At 36.0% G+C, this 18,847-nt stretch carries 16 protein-coding genes and 1 pseudogene; 8 read left to right on the forward strand and 9 right to left on the reverse strand.

Going from position 1 to position 18,847, the window contains the following annotated elements; translation table 11 throughout:
• Positions 1-81: 81 nt before the first annotated feature.
• Positions 82-2,508 carry a PAS domain-containing hybrid sensor histidine kinase/response regulator gene (locus RF53_RS04245; protein ID WP_039036687.1) on the forward strand — a complete coding sequence of 809 codons (2,427 nt, stop codon included), beginning with the start codon at positions 82-84 and terminating at the stop codon, positions 2,506-2,508.
• A 284-nt stretch (positions 2,509-2,792) separates the two neighbouring features.
• Here the strand turns inward: RF53_RS04245 and RF53_RS04250 are convergent, their stop codons facing one another.
• Together RF53_RS04250 and RF53_RS04255 are read right to left on the reverse strand one after the other, a co-directional pair.
• Positions 2,793-4,703: an aminotransferase class V-fold PLP-dependent enzyme gene (locus RF53_RS04250; protein WP_008131420.1), complete on the reverse strand. Its 1,911-nt coding sequence runs from the start codon at positions 4,701-4,703 to the stop codon at positions 2,793-2,795.
• Positions 4,704-4,908: 205 nt separating this feature from the next.
• Positions 4,909-5,148: pseudogene (locus tag RF53_RS04255) on the reverse strand (endonuclease III); the annotation flags it as partial.
• Positions 5,149-5,219: 71 nt separating this feature from the next.
• On the opposite strand from RF53_RS04255, the gene RF53_RS04260 reads away from it, so the two are divergent.
• Positions 5,220-6,869 (forward strand): recombinase family protein, encoded by a 1,650-nt coding sequence (locus RF53_RS04260; RefSeq protein WP_004589241.1) that lies wholly within the window; start codon positions 5,220-5,222, stop codon positions 6,867-6,869.
• Between the two features lie 77 nt (positions 6,870-6,946).
• Here the strand turns inward: RF53_RS04260 and RF53_RS04265 are convergent, their stop codons facing one another.
• The gene (locus RF53_RS04265; RefSeq protein ID WP_004589242.1) at positions 6,947-7,150 is read right to left on the reverse strand and encodes a hypothetical protein; all 204 of its coding nucleotides are present in this window, start codon (positions 7,148-7,150) and stop codon (positions 6,947-6,949) included.
• Positions 7,151-7,727: 577 nt separating this feature from the next.
• Between RF53_RS04265 and RF53_RS04270 the strand changes: the two genes are divergently transcribed.
• The 3 genes from RF53_RS04270 to RF53_RS04280 all read left to right on the forward strand — a co-directional run bounded on the left by RF53_RS04270 (position 7,728) and on the right by RF53_RS04280 (position 10,202).
• On the forward strand, positions 7,728-8,120 hold the full coding sequence (locus RF53_RS04270) for a hypothetical protein (RefSeq protein ID WP_004589243.1): 393 nt from the start codon (positions 7,728-7,730) through the stop codon (positions 8,118-8,120).
• A gap of 129 nt (positions 8,121-8,249) precedes the next feature.
• Positions 8,250-8,534, forward strand: coding sequence for a hypothetical protein (locus tag RF53_RS04275; RefSeq protein ID WP_004589244.1), 285 nt, complete (start codon positions 8,250-8,252; stop codon positions 8,532-8,534).
• A 714-nt stretch (positions 8,535-9,248) separates the two neighbouring features.
• Positions 9,249-10,202 (forward strand): replication initiation protein, encoded by a 954-nt coding sequence (locus tag RF53_RS04280; RefSeq protein WP_002962290.1) that lies wholly within the window; start codon positions 9,249-9,251, stop codon positions 10,200-10,202.
• Positions 10,203-10,237: 35 nt separating this feature from the next.
• On the opposite strand, the gene RF53_RS04285 is transcribed toward RF53_RS04280, so the two are convergent.
• Entirely contained in the window at positions 10,238-11,116 is an 879-nt protein-coding gene (locus tag RF53_RS04285; RefSeq protein ID WP_002962291.1) for a hypothetical protein, read from the reverse strand.
• Between the two features lie 807 nt (positions 11,117-11,923).
• On the opposite strand from RF53_RS04285, the gene RF53_RS04295 reads away from it, so the two are divergent.
• Positions 11,924-12,121 (forward strand): hypothetical protein, encoded by a 198-nt coding sequence (locus tag RF53_RS04295; RefSeq protein ID WP_002963063.1) that lies wholly within the window; start codon positions 11,924-11,926, stop codon positions 12,119-12,121.
• A gap of 672 nt (positions 12,122-12,793) precedes the next feature.
• Here RF53_RS04295 and RF53_RS04300 read toward each other — a convergent pair.
• From RF53_RS04300 to RF53_RS04310, 3 genes are all read right to left on the reverse strand, one after another.
• Positions 12,794-13,201 carry an energy transducer TonB gene (locus RF53_RS04300; RefSeq protein WP_039036688.1) on the reverse strand — a complete coding sequence of 136 codons (408 nt, stop codon included), beginning with the start codon at positions 13,199-13,201 and terminating at the stop codon, positions 12,794-12,796.
• Positions 13,202-13,509: 308 nt separating this feature from the next.
• Positions 13,510-14,178, reverse strand: a complete 669-nt coding sequence (locus RF53_RS04305; RefSeq protein ID WP_039036689.1) for a hypothetical protein — start codon at positions 14,176-14,178, stop codon at positions 13,510-13,512.
• A gap of 334 nt (positions 14,179-14,512) precedes the next feature.
• The gene (locus RF53_RS04310; protein ID WP_039036690.1) at positions 14,513-15,070 is read right to left on the reverse strand and encodes a hypothetical protein; all 558 of its coding nucleotides are present in this window, start codon (positions 15,068-15,070) and stop codon (positions 14,513-14,515) included.
• Positions 15,071-15,366: 296 nt separating this feature from the next.
• On the opposite strand from RF53_RS04310, the gene RF53_RS04315 reads away from it, so the two are divergent.
• Complete coding sequence (locus RF53_RS04315) at positions 15,367-15,990, forward strand: tyrosine-type recombinase/integrase (protein ID WP_010388419.1); 624 nt, start codon at positions 15,367-15,369, stop codon at positions 15,988-15,990.
• Positions 15,991-16,075: 85 nt separating this feature from the next.
• Here RF53_RS04315 and RF53_RS04320 read toward each other — a convergent pair whose 3' ends face one another.
• A complete protein-coding gene (locus RF53_RS04320) occupies positions 16,076-16,558 on the reverse strand; it encodes a hypothetical protein (RefSeq protein ID WP_039036691.1) in 483 nt (160 codons plus the stop codon).
• The gene (locus RF53_RS04325) at positions 16,558-17,280 is read right to left on the reverse strand and encodes a hypothetical protein (RefSeq protein WP_010388416.1); all 723 of its coding nucleotides are present in this window, start codon (positions 17,278-17,280) and stop codon (positions 16,558-16,560) included. The genes RF53_RS04320 and RF53_RS04325 overlap by 1 nt, the downstream gene beginning before the upstream one ends.
• Positions 17,281-17,720: 440 nt before the next feature.
• Between RF53_RS04325 and RF53_RS04330 the strand changes: the two genes are divergently transcribed.
• Positions 17,721-18,530, forward strand: a complete 810-nt coding sequence (locus RF53_RS04330) for a toll/interleukin-1 receptor domain-containing protein (RefSeq protein ID WP_039036692.1) — start codon at positions 17,721-17,723, stop codon at positions 18,528-18,530.
• The last annotated feature ends 317 nt before the right edge of the window (positions 18,531-18,847 follow it).

Consider the following 18,847-nt stretch of genomic DNA (forward strand, 5'->3'; position numbering starts at 1 on the left):
TGATTTTTTCTGCAATTAAGCTGCCAAATTTTTACATCGCTTCTATACTATGTAAAACGCGTAGTTAATGAGTTAGAAGTAGTGCCTGCCAGTAAAAATAATCTTGAGCAAGAAAACACAAAACTAAAGCGAGCGATTGCTGAGCTTACTTATGAACGAGATAAGTACAAAAAAATCTTTGACGCTTCGGCCGACGCGTATTCAGTTATCGATTTAAGCTCAGGTAAGTTTATAGAATGCAACCAAGCAGCTATTGATATGCACGGTGTTAATAGCATGGGCAACTTTTTAAACCTTAGTCCTGCTGACTTGTCACCCGAGTTACAACCTTGTGGTAATCGTTCAGATGTTTTAGCTAAAGCGCATATAAATTGCGCCATAGAACAGGGCTTTCATAGTTTTAAATGGATACATTCGCGTTTAGATGGCACAACGTTTAACTGTTTAGTTAGCTTGACTGGATTATTCATAGAGGGCAGTCAATTAATATTGGCGGTCGGTCGAGACATATCCGATATAGAAATAGCCCAAAAACAAATCAGTACCGAAGCTTCAGAAAAGCAGCGATTTAAACAAGCGTTTTTGGGAGAAAAAGAAAAGTTTGAAAAGTTTGTTGATTTGGCACCCGTTGGTATTTCAATTAATTCAATATCTGACGGCAGCTTTGAGTTTGTGAATGAGGAGTTTGGCAGAATCACAGGCTATAGCGTTGATGAGTTAAATCAAATGGACTATTGGCAGCTAACCCCTGAAAAGTATGAGAAGCAAGAACATGAACAGCTAGAATTACTTGCTAAATATGGCCAGTATGGGCCGTATCAAAAAGAATACATACATAAAAATGGGCATGTATATCCCGTATTATTATCGGGTATAAAAATTACAGATAGCAAAGGTGAAACATTTATTTGGTCTGTCGTTCAAGATATATCTCATCAAAAGCAGAGTGAGCAACAAATTAAAACGGCGAAAGAAAAAATGGATTCCTTTGCTTTGCGTATGCAATTAGCCAATGACTCTGCGGGTATTGGAGTATGGGAGTTAGATTTAAAAACAGAAAAACTAGTATGGGATTCTTGGATGTACAAATTATACGGCATCTCAGAGTTAGAGTTTTCCTGCACATACCAAGCATGGCTAGATAGAATACATGTCGATGACGTTGAACATAATGAACGTATGTTGGATGAAGCAATAAACGGGGTAGGCATTTACGACCCAGAGTTTCGCGTTGTACACCCTGATGGAAATATCCGGACAATTAAAGCAAGTGCAGAGGTATTGAGAGATTCGCATGGTGTTGCCATAAAAGTAGTTGGTGTAAATTATGATGTAACCGAAAAAGTAGATGCAATACGAAAATTGTTTGATGCAAAGTTAGCCGCTGAAAATGCAGCTCAGTCAAAAAGTGACTTCTTAGCTAATATGAGTCATGAAATTCGCACTCCTATGAATGCAATTCTAGGTGGTTTGCAACTGTTAAAAAATATTAATTTACCTGAGGAATTAAGGGCAGTACTTAAAAATGCCTCTTATTCGGGACAAAGCCTTTTAACTATTATTAACGATATTTTAGATTACTCTAAGATAGAGTCCAACCAACTACAGTTAGAAAAAGCATCATTCTCATTAACTGAGGTATTAAATTCTATAACCTATGACTTAGACTCCTTAGTTAGTGAAAAACGTATCGGCTTTACCGTAAATAAAGATGAAAGTTATTACGAATATTGGGTAGGTGATTTAGTTCGAGTTAAGCAAATACTATTAAATTTAAGCTCTAATGCGGTTAAATTTACAGATAAGGGAAGTGTTAAAATAAACGCGAGCAGTAAAGTTTTTGAAGGTAAAGAGGCTATATACCTAGAGGTTGTAGACTCAGGAATAGGGATGAGCAAGGAAGTTACTGAGCACATTTTTGAGCGGTTTACTCAAGCAGACTCATCTACAACCAGAAAATATGGTGGAACAGGACTTGGCATGTCTATCACTATTAGTTTAGTTAAAATGATGGGCGGCGAAATTGATATCCAAAGTAAGCAAGGGCTTGGTACAACTGTCACGATTAAATTACCATTACCTAAAGCAAATAACATAGCAGATAAAGCCCCTAAAAAATCGTTTAAAGCGCCTAATTTACAGGGGAAAAAAATTCTTGTTGCCGAAGATAACAGTATTAATCAAGTGTTGATTAAAGCCATGATGGCTAAAACAAATGCCGATATTACAATTGTAGAAAATGGTTTACTTGCGTTTGAGGCAGTTCAACTAGAGTTGTTTGATTTGGTATTTATGGATATTCATATGCCGGTTATGGATGGGATTGAGGCTAATCAACAGATAAAAACAATACTGCCAAATTTGCCTATTATTGCGTTAACAGCCAATGTAATGGATAAAGACGTAAAACATTACTACCAGCAAGGTTTCATCTTTCATGTACCTAAACCAATCGATATCAATGAGTTATATGGCACACTCAGGCGTTGTTTGTATTTAATCGGTTAATTAATGTTGGCTATATAAAATAAGGCCTGTCCAATAGAAAAATATTTGGTTTTGAAAATAACATCAGCAGGGTTTAAAAACTGCTGACAAATTTCTCGTAGAATATTGTATGTAATACTAATCCGCAATAATACTTAATCATTTTTCGAGGCTAAACATGTCGCTACCTGTGTTACAAAATGTTCATTTAGAGCAACTAAATAGTGATATTTTTGCCTAGCTATCAACACGTTTTTCCAGCCTCAAAATAGCTCACTTAATTAAGTGAATGGGTAAAATACTGGTTATTTTTCTATTTTACCTTTTAGAACATAAATTTCACCATCAAAGCTACCTTGAATAGTTAACCCTTGACCGGCAAGCTCTTTTAAGTATTCGATATGTTCTTCAGTGATGTGTTGCCCTGGAACTAATAACGGTATACCTGGAGGATAGGGGGTAACTAAACCAGCACAAATACGATTATTGCTTTTAGCAATAGGCACAGACTCGCGTTCGCCATAAAAAGCATCGCCTGGAATACATGCTAAATCGATGGCTGGTAAGCTTTCTGGCAAGCGAGAGCGCCTTGTTGATTTGGCTAGTTTTACTCTCCCACTATCAAGTTTTTTTAATGCATTGTATAAACGAATAATCTTTGAACGAGTACCACCAAGCGTTAATAATACCAAAATTGTACTGTGAGTGTATTTTTCTATTTCTAGGCCAATTTCATCTAATAAAAACTTATGAATGTCTTTTAATGAGTAGGGTAATTCACTAATATCGATAAGGATTTTTAGTGGATCGTGACCCATATTATCTTCACTAAAGTGTGGAAATATTTCCATAAAATCGTCTTTACCCAGCACTTTAATGTATTTCAACGATGCCATTTGTTGTTTAAATTCATCGACATGGTTTAACAAGGCATTAAGTAATTTATAGCCTTCCATTTCCAATTGTTTTTGGCATACGTCAAGTGAGGCAATAAGCTGATACTTGGGCGATGTACTGGCGTAAATACTGTAAATTTCTCTAAAAAAATCTGCATCGAAGTCTGGATCATTCACATGAATATAAGACGCCTGTGAAAACGCCGATACCACTTTATGTGCTGAATGAGTGACATAGTCGGCTCCAGCATGAATGGCTGAGTAGTAACGCAGGCTCGGGTGAAACAAAGAGTAAGCAAACCAGGCTTCGTCAATGAATACTTTAATGCCGTGTTGATGGGCAAAATCCACAACTTGTTTTAAATCGCTTAATAAACCATCGTAAGTACAACCGGTAAGCACCAGTAGTTTTGCATCGGTATTTTGCTCTATTGTTTGTTTTATATCGGCTAACGAAGGTGGCGCAAAAATACCATATTTAGGGTTTAATATACTCGATAAATAAATGGGTAAACTGGCTGATTGCAAAATGCCATAATGAACAGATTTATGACAATTACGGTCAATAATGACCTTATCCCCCTTACGTAACAGGGTTTGTAAAATAATTTTATTTGAAGTAGAAGACCCGTTAGTAACAAAGTAGGTATGCTTTACCTCAAACGTTGCAGCTGCAGATTCTTGAGCACGCCCAATGGTATTGGTGCTATCAGATAAAGAGCCTAACGAATCGACAGATACCGACAGATCGCCAACAAAGACATTGCGGCCATAAAACTGATAGAAGTCTTTAATATAAGGCGAGTTTCTAAAGCTAGAGCCACCACTATGGCCCGGTGTGTGCCATGAATCGTTCGACTCGCCAACATAACGGCGATACGCAGTCCAAAACGGGGTTTCTGAACGGTCGTCAAAGTCGTTGATCATATAGCCTAAAATAGCTTCGGGGTCAGAAATAACCTCGTCTTTAAAGAAAAACGATTCAATTTCTTCTGACTCGTTGACTATTTCCAGTCCTTTAGTATCATCGCCAATTACATAAACTGGAAGCTCTAATCGAATGGCTTTTAACTGCTCAATAAAGCGGCTATACGTTCTCTCGCCAACCTTGTTTTGTAAATCCCAACTAAGTACAACAGCCTGAATATCACCATCTTCTTCAACACTTGTTATCGCATCTTTAAGCGTAAAACGCTCAAGAATATCGATATGGATATCGTCTCGCTCAAAATTTGGTATCGCTTTAGAGAGATTTGTAGACAACTCTTTTAAAGTGGCTTGGTCTTGCTCAATTAATAATATACGCAGTAAAGGCAACATAGGGGTTTTCGTAATAAAATCTTATAATACTCAGTAGCATAACCAATGCATTGGCACTTGTGAAATTAATACTTTGTAAATGTGCATTAATTATATTTTATGCACGTCCATGTTTAATGTTTCATTCTCAATAAAAGTTCACGCAAGCGAATGTCCTACAACTGTTTTAAAGTAAAAAGTTGATCACTATGCGTAAACTTATCTTTTACTCTGTTTTATCTTTAAACTCACACAAGTCTTCAATAATACAACTACCACACTTAGGCTTACGGGCTGTGCACACGTAGCGGCCATGAAGAATTAACCAGTGGTGGACATCAACTTTGAACTCTTTTGGCACTACTTTTTCGAGCTTTTTTTCTACTTCAACAACGTTTTTACCCATAGCAAATTTAGTGCGGTTCGATACACGATCGATGTGGGTGTCGACAGCAATTGTCGGCCAGACAATGTATAATTAAACTAGATTGTGATACAGTCCTTTCATAATAGATAACTAACGATTTGAAAAGCCCTATGTCAGAAAAACCTTTGTTGTTCAGCTATGTGAGATTTTCTACTCAAGAGCAAGCCAAGGGACATTCCCTTAAAAGGCAATTAGATTATGCAAATAAAGTAGCTAAGGAAAGAGGATTATTATTGGATGAGTCTCTTACAATGAGAGATCTAGGCCTTAGTGCATATCATGGAAATAATATTAAAAAAGGTGCATTTGGAGTATTTTTAAAAGCGATAGAGGACGGTAATATCCCTTCAGGCTCAGTTTTGCTTATTGAAAGTCTAGATAGAATGTCAAGAAGGAAGGTCTCAGAATGCGCAAGTATTGTAACTCAGATAATCAATGCTGGTATTACAGTAATAACCGCAATAGACAACAAAGAATATAACAGCCAACTTATTGATGAAAACCCGTTTGAGTTACTTGCCATGTTGATGATCTTCATGCGAGCAAATGAAGAGAGTGAAACCAAATCTCAACGTGTACGAGATGTATTGAAACAGCAGTGTGATGATTGGAGTGCGGGCAAGCGTGGATTCAGAGTAAATTGTGGTAAGCCGCCTAGTTGGACTGTGTGGAATGATGATAAAAAAATATTTGAATTTGAGCCACATCATAAAAAAATTATGCTCCGCAAAATAGAGCTTTTTAAAAAAGGATATGGCGGCATAAAAATAGCAATGTTAATTAATAGTGAGTTTGGTGCAGGCACTATTCATCATACTGGTGCCAATGTATATAAAGAGGTTAAGCGTCGTTCACTTATTGGTGAGCTCAATGTAAAAGTAGGGAATGCAGAGTATGGCCTTAAAGGTTATTATCCTCCGCTGATGAGTGAATCTGAATTTAACTTTTTAGTCGCTGATTCATCTAAGCGTGGCGCTACTAAACAATCACAGAAGTTTGTTGGTATTTTATCTGGGGTAGGTGTATTTAAATGCGGCAATTGCGGAAAGTCTGTAGGTTCACATGTTGTTTATCGAAACAAATGTTTGAATGAAGTAAAAAGCAGCCATAAACGATATGGCTGTGTTGAAGCACGGCGAAAAAATAACTGTGAAATGAATTCAACCGTCCAAATTGATGTGATAGAAAAAGCAGTTGTCACTTTTTGCCAAGATAAGGTTAACCTACAGCGTATTTTGTTAAAAGGTGGAGATAGGGAGGCCATTAACAGCCAAGAGGCTAATCTTAGGGCGCGTTTAGTTAAAATTAATGGTGATATAGATTTATTTACTGAGGCTCTTCTGACTTTAAATGGAACTCCGCCACAGGCCATTGCTAACAAAATATCCAAACTTGAGTCTGAGGCACGTGATGTTGAGTCGCAGATTAGTATTAGTAAAAATAAGTTAGCTAGAATTGATAACTCATTTCGTGATGAAGTAACTGATCGGTGGTTATCAATTACTAAAAACCTTATAAAACTTTCCAACGACGAACGTCTAGCTATTCGTCAACTAGTTAAAGACACTTTTAAAAGCATCAGTTTACAATTAAATACATTTAGCGGCGATAAAGGTGGCCTCAATAATGTATTTGAGCGTCTGTTAGGTACCTCAAATGCTGATTACTTTGAGCTTTTACTTGAATTTCATAATGATAAGAGGCGTTTGTTACGTCTGCATAAACATACTGGTGAGCTAGTTAGTGGTTATGACTTTTGACGTAATTACGAAGAGGTCAGTTGCAAGTTTAACCTTGCAACAGGCCATACTTAATATTACTTAGCTAAAGGGCTTAGCTATTGAGGTTCTTTAAAATAATTAGGGTCAATACTTGTAAACTTAGAACAAAAGGTTTCAATAGTGTGGGCCAACATGGCTTCAAAGACCATTGACTCAACAACCATTCCTGACTGAATAATCTTACCTTGATTGGTAATTATCGCTAGCGCAAATCCTTTTTGCATTTGAAGTCCATCATTATTAGAAAAAATAATTTGCATAGAAACCTTTAATTTATTAAAAAAAGAATTGGTTAGCTTGAAGTTTTAATTAATCAAACTAATAGTACTATGATAACTAATTTCAATAAATTTCAAAAGTTTAGTGATTTTTTTGATGAACTTCTGAATACCTCCGCCAAATGGAGATTTACGTTTCATCTTGATTAAAATTCAGAAAAATATACAAAATTTTATTTAATTTTTTTTAGATAAATGGAGGATAAAGTAATTTTATTTGTGTTTTTTTTAAGCGATCGTTAGGGTTGGTTCATTAATTGTTCAATATTTTTATTATCAATAGGTAGGCTTAAGTTATTTTTCACACTGAATTATTTATGCACTTAAAGTGTAGGTTTACTTTCTGGACTTTTTAATAAGCTTGACTAAAACTATTGTTAGTATGGTCGCAGGTAATAGCCAAATATAATCAGTCATATTGTTCTACCTCAAAGTTAGGAACTTTTTTAACCTTAATGATTTTTATTCTTTTTGCAAATTAAACCAACAAAACGCAATTCTTCACTTTTACCCATTGCATGGCCCTAGTTAATTTCAGGACAATTAACGAGGACAAATCATGAAAAATATTAAATCTCAATTTATTCGCCAATACGTTCGAGCCAGTAGATCTCCGTGGGATGACTGCTCTACAATTTTATTGTTAGCAGATGTAGTTAATGAACAAACATTAGAGTTAAATTTCAATAATTACATCTATTTACATAGAGATAGCGTTGGAAAAATACTTGGCATTAGTATTTCAAATAGTATGTTGGAAAAAAATCCAAGTTTTGAGAATAGGTATTTAGAAGGGCACGACATGACGCTTTTTTTACTTATCTACATAGAGCAAATAACACAGTTTTGTGAGCTGTTCTCTGAAGAGTTCCAGCAAATATTTATGCAAACGCCAACTGCATTTTTTGCAGCAACAGAAAGTGATTGGGTCGATATTATCGACAATGCATAACCCCCTAAGCGAACATTTGTTCGCTTTTTTAAAAATTTTTTTCGTAAACCGTTTTAAATACCCATGTCTGATTTTATTTACTAATACGTTATCGATTTTGATAACAAAACACACAAGGATAGTGAAAAAATGAAACATACATACGTATCAACATTGGATTTCTTAAATTTATTACACTCATTTAGCCGAGTAATCACCGCTAATGACCACCAGATAAACTTATTAGAATTACGCAGTGATAATGCGAATTTAGATGAGCTGTGGGAGGTTATTGGCCCTGAAATTACAGCAAATAGAGCGCTCAACCAGTATGCTATGCGAAAACTCACCTACGAGATTATGCATGCTCTAATTAGCGACCCAATAGAGCGTGTGGAGCTGCCGTGCGACTTTGAAGATGATGTTTTTGCTTAGTGTGAAATTGGAAATAATTAGCAGTTGAACTAGGTCATAATGGTTATTTTCAAATTAAAAAGTAACAGCCTGATCATGTCTCCCAAAATATGCCTGAATCATTATTTGCTGATTCGTTGCCCTAACTGCAATAGCGTTTAATAGGGCATTTTACTCAGTTACTGAGTATCAAACCTGGGAGGGGGTCCTGCGCAAATACAGGGTTTCGTTACGATGCCTCAAAAGCGAGGTCATTGTAATCATGTTTGGCAAGGCCATAGGTCAAATGCACAAGGGAGGTAGATTTATGTCTATCTCCCTTTTGCGTATTTCAGTAAGTCAGTTCACTCAGTAGTTTTATTACAAATGATAGTGGCGGGGTAAAAAAATAAAAAATAAAAAATAAAAAAATAATTAATTTATTTTTTAACCGTCAGAAATGAATTAATAAATTTATAAAAGTTGCAAATGTGCCTGTATTTTTATTTTTTCTATTTTAATACTTTTAGAGGGGGTTATCTTATTGAAATTAAATAAAATATTTACTGTTTTGGTGGGCAATTTATATGTTTATTGTGGCATTTTATACGAAATGAGTAGGCAATTTATACGGTTTAGGGGGCCATTTTCACTGTAAATAAATAAAACTTTTTTTACCAAAAAACTTACCGAAATTTCTTTTATTCGTTGAGCCGCGGTTAGCATAACAGCATAAACTAGAAATGAGGTAGAGAAATGAGTAGTAAAAATTCTCCAAGAATTGTTTTCGGCAATAAGCTGTTACATGCGGGTTATTCGCTCGATATTAATGAGCAGCGATTAATAAATCTCGCGCTGTCTAAAGTAAACTCCAAAAAGTCTAACCCAGGAAAAATTCTGATTTATCCAACGGAATATGCCAAGTGTTTCGGCCTGAGTAAGTACAGCGTTTATGAGCAGCTGAGTTCTGCCGCAGAGTCACTCAGAGATAAATCTGTAAGCATTTTAGACGATAGCGGGCAGTCGCTTTCAATTCCTTGGGTGAGTAGCGCTTCATACGAAAAGGTGAAAAATCAAGGGTCTTTCATTACACTTGAGTTTTCAGAAGAAATCGAGCCGTATATTTTTAATATAGAGAAAAATTTCACAAGGTTATTTTTTCATAACACAGTAAAATTAAACAGCCTAGCATCATTTCGGTTGTATGCACTCCTAAACGAGGTGCGAAATTATAAAAATTACAAACGACAGGGCGCGGTAGTTGTGAATTTTCAGTTGCCAGAGATGAAACAAAAATTATTTTTATCTGAATCATATGGAGCATGGCGCGATTTTAAAAACCGCATCCTGTTACCTGCTATTGAAAAAATTAATGCCCACACAGATGTACGCGTAACGTTTAAGCCTAAAAAAATGGGTAACTGTATTACTGCCATTGAATTTTCCTATTTTACTCAATGCTCTAGTGAAAGTGAAGAGTTTGCTAGGCCAAGACTATCTCGTCGCCCTAAAGTCAATAAGGGGTCGCATGCTGAGGGTGTGTGGGCTCGGGGAAACCTCAATCGATTAGGAAATTATGAGCTATCAAACCAAAACGAAAACCCCGCTTTTAGATTGGCAAAAGCAGATATAAGGCGCTGTATAACGTATGCAAAAATCATTGGTGACGATGAAGCTAAGATTTTTTACTCTAAACAATTGAATAAATAAAATAATCATGATGTCTCAATGTTGATACTACTGCATTACGAGTAAAACATTTTTTCAATTTCAGAGCACAATTTAGTTCGGTATATTATTGAGGCACGCAGCAGCTCAGCATCGCTCTCACTGAGAAGTGGTGCTCGTGTCTTCTTGTCAAAACGTTGCGGCATTTCCTCAAATAGTTGTTCGTGGAGTCGTTTAATGTCATCAAAAATTTTGACCGATTGAGAGAATAAAAAAATCTTACTGTAATCGTTTTTTTTTAACGAGGCCAAATATTTTAGTAAAATGACCTGTCGTGCCGTTTTATTTTTAAATGAATGCTCAATTTCAACTGCTGCAACAGAGCCATCTAGGAGTCGCACAGCACCATCCACAGTTCGTGCATCAGATAGGTTATTAATACGTTTAAATTCAGGCTCGGTAATGAATCCACTCCACATTGGGGCGTACGTTTCATCACTGTGATAATTATGTATACCGCGCAACATTACAAATGCGTTTATAAGGTTGTGTGCTACATTATTTTGGTTGAACTGCAGAGCAGGGTTTTTATTACTCCTAAAATACACGTCGATGCCCATTAACTCCTCGGCAAATTTGGCAGCAGTATAGGTAGGCACATAGACGCGACCATCTGGACTGCGGTGTGTTTTTACTACACGCAGTAAACCATCTTTTTCTAGCCTGTTTAGGTGTTCCAACGCGAGGCGATGATTAATGCCGTAGAGCCAACGCACAATGCCTGGTGTAACAATAGAAAACCGAATTGCAATAAGCACCGAGACCTTGGTTCTGTTAACCCCTTTTTGGTGGTTATTTTCGCCTAGATAATACCGCATATTAATATCAAAATAGCGAGGGTAGTGAGTATGAAGCGGGTTTTTCGTTTCTAAATCTTTTGATGGTTGCTGAGTCAATTCAAAAATCCTTTTGGTGAGTTAATTATTAAAATTAACTAGCACCGCAACACAAAAATTATCATCATTTTATAATTATATTGCCGTTTTTCATTCCGAGATGCTCTGGCAGCATGTACGGAATGATTGTCGCGATAATTATCGCAACAAAAGCCGCTTTCAGCGGATGGCCTCGTCGCTTCGCTACTCAACCATAGGTCTAAAACGCCCGTCAGCTCTGGTGTTGCTCCGCAACGAGCTGGCTCAACGCGCTATCGCGCTAGCGTTTTATACCCAGCGCGAATGCACCGAGCTACGCTCTGTACTGACCGCCATACTGCCGCTTCAGACAATGCGATGGGTGCCCCATTATCCGCATTTTTCTTCGCTTTTATTTTCTGACGAAAATTATGGTTCGATATCAATTTGTGCCAAATTTTAATCGAATTTCGCTGATGCGAAACACTATCGCGGTCAGTACAGACCAGCTGTACATTCGCGCTTTCTCCATGTGTCTACGGCTTCGCCTACACCACATTACGCGCTTGTTGGCCTCATTCTGAGGCGCTATTTTGCAGTTTTTCGTGCCGAAAAATGCGATCTAAAAACCTGTCTTGCAGACAAAAGCCGCCTTCAAATTAAACTTATTAATAAACTTTTTAGATAAAGAGGAGAGGGTTTTTACTAAAAAAATTAAGTGAAAATAGAAGAAAAGTGAATGCCTTATTCAAACTGTTTGTTGCTGAGCTGCGCAGTCAAACAAGTTTGTTTTGTATCACGAAATCATTAAATTTGAAAGCATTAATTAATGATTATTAAGGTTTAAAAATGAAAAACGACGCTAATGATATTGCTATTAATCCAACAACAGGACTACCTATCACAAATGCCAGTACTAATATCGTAGATGTTGGTGGCAATGTGGTGGGCCAGCCAGACAGGGTAATGACTGTTTATGAAATTGAAGAGTCGATAGGTGACTCTATAGAACATGATTCTTTTGATGCTTTTGATGACGGTTTTTAATGTCCAAAATTTTAAAGGCTTTTAGCCAATATCGAATAGAAATTACCTATTCGATTATCGCATTTAGTGGCTCAGCTATATTGTGTTTACAGTTCCAATCCACTGAAAACTTCGCTTGGTTTATCGCTCTAAGTTTTTTTTGCACTAGAATGATAACAGGTATCTATAACTACGAATATTATCGAAAAAGTAACACCCCAAGCATGAAGGTCATGCTTAAGCATCTCCTTATTAAATTTGTATAACCCTTGTTTATTTGTCCTAAACGCAAAGCGCTCTGAGTTAATCAGGGTGCTTTTTAGTTTTATATGTATGTAAGTTACTGACCAGCCAGCCTTTAAGCTAGTTAAAATATTTTAATTCGACAAATATCAACGTATAAATTATGAAATATAAGATATCGGGTTTGGGTTTGTGGGTACCATCACTTAAGCTGATTTTGAGTCACAGATTGAGAATAATAACTACAATTTGAAGCAAAGTAGGGCACAAAAATTGATATTTTTTGATTAGAGCTTAACTTTAAATTTAGAGTAAGAGTATTTTCAGTTAGTGCCAGAGTAGGTCGGATAAGCTAAGAGCCATCAGGCGGAGAAAAACACTTTATCAATTATTATTTTATCGAGTGGCTGGAGAGTGCCATAAGCGGACACTCATAACCTTAGTCACTTGTTAAGTGTTCTTTTCTGGGGCGAAGGTAAATATTATATTTTGTACTACTTTCTTGTCTGCTTCACTTAGGTACGAAATATCAAACGGTTCCGAAGATTTAATGGCTTTTAACGCTTCTTTTTCTAGCTCTTTTTGGCCCGTAGAACGCACGATTTTAGAAAACTTTAGATAACCATTATCATCAATATTTATATGCACTTGCACTTTGTGACCGAAACAAGTTTCGCAAACAAATAAATGTGATTCAATTAGGCTCTTATTCTTACTTGCCCACTTTGGAACATCAGATTTTTCATTAAAATCTGCAGCCTTTCTAGTTGAAATTTTTTCTCCAGGTAATTCATGCTGAATAGTTGAAGTGCAGCCCACCATGAGCAAAACAAGATAAAGTTTGACTAGATATTTCATAATTTCCTAGAGCATATAGCATGTTTATAGCGAGCGAATCGCATGTTTTTCTACCACAGCGTCGCTCGTTTATCTTAATTACTCACTTGTAACAAACTTCTTAACTATTTGCCAGCACTACCAAAATACAGTAGTTCTGGTTTTTACTTCAGGACAAAAAAGAGCTATTCGGTCGTTTTCTTGACTATGCAGGCAATATATACTTTGACGAAATTGAAAAGTAACTGCTAACGACCGCTTATCGCTCGTTGTCGAAGTACGCCTGTGTGCCATAAGCGGACACTCATAACCTTAGTCACTTGTTAGGTTTAATGCCTCTGAGTAGAGATAAACTTAGCAGCACTAAAATATATAGTTTTACTTACCCAAGCACCTGTTTCTATATCCTTAAGTAATACGGTTAGACTGAAATCATTTTTGGGATTCGGTGTTTCAACATCGAAAACTAGCAAATATTCTAACCAACCTTGCTTATAACATTTTTCACTTTTATTACGATTTTTATCTGGAACTGTATGCGGAACGTTTGAATCTATAATTTTCCATTCAGTATGCACGTAATTACACTCTGGAATTGGATCTCTAAACTTAACCTCTTTCACTTTTATGGAGCTATTTAATTTTGATTTTAAAGGATGAAATTCTACTTTACCTTTTTCCCCTCTTAATCTTATCTTGATCATAAAAGGATTTTTACCCACATCTCCGTAAAATGGCCCTTGTTTATCAACCGAGACAAAGAATAATTCAAAGTTCTTTTCTGTAGCAATCGTATTATAAGGGGTTACTGTTAACTCAAAGTTTTCAAAGGCAAAACGGCCAGAAACCTCTTCGTCATAATACGTATAAGGCTCATCAGTTTTAAAAGCCTTTTTAGGATCTAACTTAGCCGCACTACCTAAGTAATAATTTACGTTGGCACATCCTGAAATGGCACTAATAAAGAGAAGGAGCAACGAGAATTTGATAAATTCCATTTTAAACCTAACATGTTTATAGCGAGCGAATCGAATGTTTTTCTACCAAAGCGTCGCTCGTTTATCTTAATTACTCACTTGTAACAAACTTCTTAACTATTTGCCAGCACTACCAAAATACAGTAGTTCTGGTTTTTACTTCAGGACAAAAAAGAGCTATTCGGTCGTTTTCTTGACTATGCAGGCAATATATACTTTGACGAAATTGAAAAGTAACTGCTAACGACCGCTTATCGCTCTTTGCCGAAGTTCGGCTCAGTGCCAAGAGCAGACATTGGTAACTGCCGCGTAGTTTTGATGTCCTAGGGAGCCTGCGAGCGCCTTGATGCGTTTGTTATATGCCAAACTCTCTCAATTTTCTATCTAGAACCAGTCCAATATCAGCTAAAATGCCATCATGCTCGTAGTCAAGAAAAATTCTCACATCGTCGCGATCACCATTGGCATCAACTCTTGGTATGCAAAAGCCACGTGAGCACTCATTAGGGTTTACTACATCTCTCTCTTCACTACCATAGTATGAGTGAACATAGTGAATATTTGGCATTGATATATCCATCATGACTAAATGATCGTTTCCCCTTGGAGCATCAACACTCCTATGAGCAGAGTATTTCATTCTCAAAGGAATAATTTTAAGAATATTAGGCATTTCTGAGTCAACCACTTTTATGAAATCAGATTTAAAAAAGTAATAGATTTGACCTAATCTGTTCAGATACGCAACTACCTCATGAAACCAAAAAGGTTGCTCCCTCACTTTTGTCTGCGCCATATAGTTATCAAAGTGGTATTCCAGTCCCTGAACCATAGTTTTAACACCAGAAACCTGCTTGTAGTGCACTTCATAATCTTTTAATTGATCGAGTTTGTGAAGAATGCTGTTGATCATGAACCACTCCCTGAGTTTCCCTTGGCATATAACACTTTATAAGAGAACATCTTACCTATTTTAGCGCGAAAACGTCCTTATTTTATGAACTTATATTAATAGCAAATAATGAAAACTATTTGTAGCTATAAATATTATTCTTTCTGTGGCATATATAAACATGTAAAAAAGAGGAACGTTTCCTCTTATTCTGACTAAGTTAATGACGACTCACCTGACTGACCGCTTATCGCTCATACCCGAATTCTTTTGTAGCGGGCTAAGCTTAAAACTCCATAAACACCGGAGTACAACTAATGCACCAGTTAACAATATATCAGCCTAAAGAGCCTTGGAATAAAAATAAGCTTGTAGGACAAAAGTTACCTCTGAAATTACAGCAAATATGGGCTATCCGAATACGACTAGAACTTTTTCATAAAATAAGAGATCTAGCACTATTTAACCTAGCCATAGATAGCAAACTAAGAGGGTGTGATTTAGTTTCACTAAAAGTTAACGACATCGCACATGGTAAAACAATTCAATCAAGGGCAATAGTCGTTCAAAAAAAGACTGGTATGCCCGTCCAATTTGAAATTACTGGGAATACAAGGAAATCAATTGTGGCGCTCATAGAGCAATTTACTCTCAACTCTTATGATTACTTGTTTAAGTCACGAATTCATTCCTCAGAACACCTTTCAACCCGTCAATATGGACGTATAGTTGATTCTTGGGTCACTTCAATTGGGTTAGATAAGACTCAATATGGCACTCATTCTATGAGACGTACTAAACCATCACTAATTTACAAAAAAACTAAAAATTTAAGAGCCTGTCAGCTTCTACTTGGCCATAGAAAACTAGAAAGCACTGTCAGGTACTTGGGAATAGAAGTTGATGATGCGTTAGAAGTATCAGAACAGATCGATGCTTAAGTTTGAACCAATGCCAGACCTGAAGTAAGCGTCTGGCATTGGTTTCTAAAAAAATGTTAATCCACGCTACTTTGTTCTAAGAAAATCATAATGAAGCTGTATCAATATTGATTTGATAAGGCTTAATGACAAATTCAGCCATTTTTATACACTCCTTAACTGCAAACCCTCGTCCTTTGTAGTTTGCGAAAGCAATATGAGTATTATCAGTTAACACTGCATATAATCTATAGTCATGTGTGTAGCCTTTTCTAGGTATAGCTTTAAAACCTTTAATATCTGATAATTTATAAACACGTTTAAAAATAGTATATAAACTACTCGACTTTAATTCCAAGGTTTGTTTTGCGAGATCAAAACGACATACATAGCCACCAAACGAACCACTCCACCCTAGCCAGCATATAAACCCAGATACCCATATCGGTAATGATTTTGCTTCATCAGAATTAAACACATTAATTAGCCCGATAAATAAAAAGAAACCACACAACAAAACTAGCAATAATCTAGTTAACCTCGGTTGTCGATAAATAGCTAGCTCACTAGATAGTTCTTTAAAATACATTACAGCACTCCGTATTTAACTAAGCCGGCAATGGCTGTAAAAACAAAAAATGGCAGGGATAGTTTTATTAGCGATTTGCGATCCCATATTTCAATGAAAACAAGATCTTCACTATTAAAATCTTCATCTTCCAGGTGAGAGTTTGAATTAGCTTTTTTAGTATCATGAGTAACTTGAGGTGAGTTATATAATTCACTTTGAGCAAACCTTATCGGTGTTTTATTAGGCCAATCCGATATGGTTTCAACTGCAGTAGTATTATATTTCGTATATAAAAACGAAATGAACATCTTAGCATCTGTATACTGTTTAAATTCATATAACTGATCAACAAACTTAATTTGATAAGGGCCTTGCGCGCCTATACTACTTAATTCAAATGATAGTGTATCAAACGGTACAACAATTTTACTTCTTTGAAAGTAACCCCATAATGCGGTTTTTAAATTAAGCTGTTTTTCTGTCCCGTTAAACTCTAAGCGGCTCTTTCGACCAAAAAGCAATATTGATATACTTAAAAAGAAGCTTGCAGAAATAGCGAAGAAAATACTTTCCCCTCCTTCGCTTGTTACTGTCATCACAATGCTAGTAATTCCAGGAATAAGCATAATAAACGCAAAAATTTTGCTTGTCATTTCGCGTCTTGAGGGCATTGTTGTATTACCACTTTGATCTGTTTTGAGAACTTTTTTTACAAGCTTGGATAGATTGTTATATTCCATTACTTCAACCTTAAAAATTAATTATTACCTTATTTACATTAACAAAAAGTAGCTAAGTAAACCTTATCTCACGATACTTATATCGCTCCTTATACAGAAGCAAAATTACTATTTACAATACAACAGTTAATTCAAGTCAGGAAATCTTAAATGCATTTGATATAAAAAGATGACCGTCTGCTTCTCGCTCTTTGCCGAAGTTCGCCTAAGTGCCATGAGCGGGCATTAAAGCGTAACTCGTTTCTGCCCCAAAACGTGTTGAGGCGAATGCCTCAAAAGAGCGATTACCGGCCATTGAGGTTGGTTAAATACAATGGAAAACTGTGATAGTAATATCTAAAGTTATTTGTTAAAACTATATAGATTATAAAGGCGAGCTTTACATCCGCTCAGATGTGCCCTTCGAACACTAAGAAATGTTAAGCATTTAAGGAATAAATTTGAAACATCCCAAATATAAATGTGTTAACTTTCTAGATGCAGAAATACGAAAACTTGAACAAAATGTAATTACTAGAGAGATAGAGTTCGAGTGGGCAGTAAAAAAATTAAAAAATGCAGATCCTTATGACGATATACATAAATTAAGGAAGGCCTTAAAAAGTAAAGAAAAGTCTGTTATTAAAGCTAGACGACAAGTTAAGTCAAAAATAGCTCAAAAAACCAGAAAGTTAGCTGAGCGAAATAAAGAAAAATTTGGTGGTAAAGTTCAAAAAAGAAAGAATATTGCACTTAATCAATCATTAAATGAAGAATTAAAAATTCAGGGAAACATATTGTCTCAATTAAAAAATATGCCGATCAGTTTTGCTAAGGATTTAACTAAGCAAGATGGTAAAGCAAGCGACTTATTTATTTCACACGCCTCTGAAGATAAAGCTGATTTTGTGAAATCATTAGCAGATGAGCTCATAAAACAGGGAGTTTCAGTTTGGTATGATGAATACGCACTAAGAATTGGTGATAGTTTAAGGAAGTCCATTGATAAAGGCCTTTCTCAATCTAGGTTTGGTTTAATTATTTTATCTAAAAGTTTTTTCGAAAAAAACTGGACACAATATGAACTAAATGGATTAGTCGCAAAAGAGATGGAGGGTGAAAAAGTCATTCTTCCTATTTGGCATAATATTAGTAAAGATGAGATTATGAAGTTGAGTCCTACGCTTGTGGATAAGTTTGCTCTTAATTCAGCAACTAATACGGTATATGAAATTGCAGAAAAAGTTGCAGATGCCGTAAACAACGCGTGAAAGCTAATTAATTAGAAAATCCCTAAGAGAGAATAAGAGCAAATTTTGGCTCATGAATCTCATTATCGAACGTCTGCAACTGGCACAAACCGGAAATAGCTTCCAATTAACTCCGTATTTAAATTTTAGGTTTTAGCTGGGCTCTAATTAATAAATCATAATCTATTTGCAACACCTCGCTTAAATTCAAACTATTCTGAAGTTAACGCAAATTTTCAATTTAATTGGTGCTGGCCGAATAAAGGCTCATATGAGAATCAAATCGCCAGCTTCTTAAATAGAAACTAAAGATGTGACCGTTAAAAGGTTTATGCTAA

Origin of the sequence: Pseudoalteromonas sp. ECSMB14103, from assembly GCF_000813065.1 — a bacterium.
In the GTDB taxonomy this organism is placed as follows: Bacteria; Pseudomonadota; Gammaproteobacteria; order Enterobacterales; family Alteromonadaceae; genus Pseudoalteromonas; species Pseudoalteromonas marina.

Excerpts from the sequence above, each read along its gene's own strand:
- RF53_RS04250 (WP_008131420.1), bottom strand. The coding sequence starts at position 4,703 with ATGTTGCCTTTACTGCGTATATTATTAATTGAGCAAGACCAAGCCACT.
- RF53_RS04260 (WP_004589241.1), top strand. The coding sequence starts at position 5,220 with ATGTCAGAAAAACCTTTGTTGTTCAGCTATGTGAGATTTTCTACTCAA.
- RF53_RS04265 (WP_004589242.1), bottom strand. The coding sequence starts at position 7,150 with ATGCAAATTATTTTTTCTAATAATGATGGACTTCAAATGCAAAAAGGA.
- RF53_RS04270 (WP_004589243.1), top strand. The coding sequence starts at position 7,728 with ATGAAAAATATTAAATCTCAATTTATTCGCCAATACGTTCGAGCCAGT.
- RF53_RS04275 (WP_004589244.1), top strand. The coding sequence starts at position 8,250 with ATGAAACATACATACGTATCAACATTGGATTTCTTAAATTTATTACAC.
- RF53_RS04280 (WP_002962290.1), top strand. The coding sequence starts at position 9,249 with ATGAGTAGTAAAAATTCTCCAAGAATTGTTTTCGGCAATAAGCTGTTA.
- RF53_RS04295 (WP_002963063.1), top strand. The coding sequence starts at position 11,924 with ATGAAAAACGACGCTAATGATATTGCTATTAATCCAACAACAGGACTA.
- RF53_RS04300 (WP_039036688.1), bottom strand. The coding sequence starts at position 13,201 with ATGAAATATCTAGTCAAACTTTATCTTGTTTTGCTCATGGTGGGCTGC.
- RF53_RS04305 (WP_039036689.1), bottom strand. The coding sequence starts at position 14,178 with ATGGAATTTATCAAATTCTCGTTGCTCCTTCTCTTTATTAGTGCCATT.
- RF53_RS04310 (WP_039036690.1), bottom strand. The coding sequence starts at position 15,070 with ATGATCAACAGCATTCTTCACAAACTCGATCAATTAAAAGATTATGAA.
- RF53_RS04315 (WP_010388419.1), top strand. The coding sequence starts at position 15,367 with ATGCACCAGTTAACAATATATCAGCCTAAAGAGCCTTGGAATAAAAAT.
- RF53_RS04320 (WP_039036691.1), bottom strand. The coding sequence starts at position 16,558 with ATGTATTTTAAAGAACTATCTAGTGAGCTAGCTATTTATCGACAACCG.
- RF53_RS04325 (WP_010388416.1), bottom strand. The coding sequence starts at position 17,280 with ATGGAATATAACAATCTATCCAAGCTTGTAAAAAAAGTTCTCAAAACA.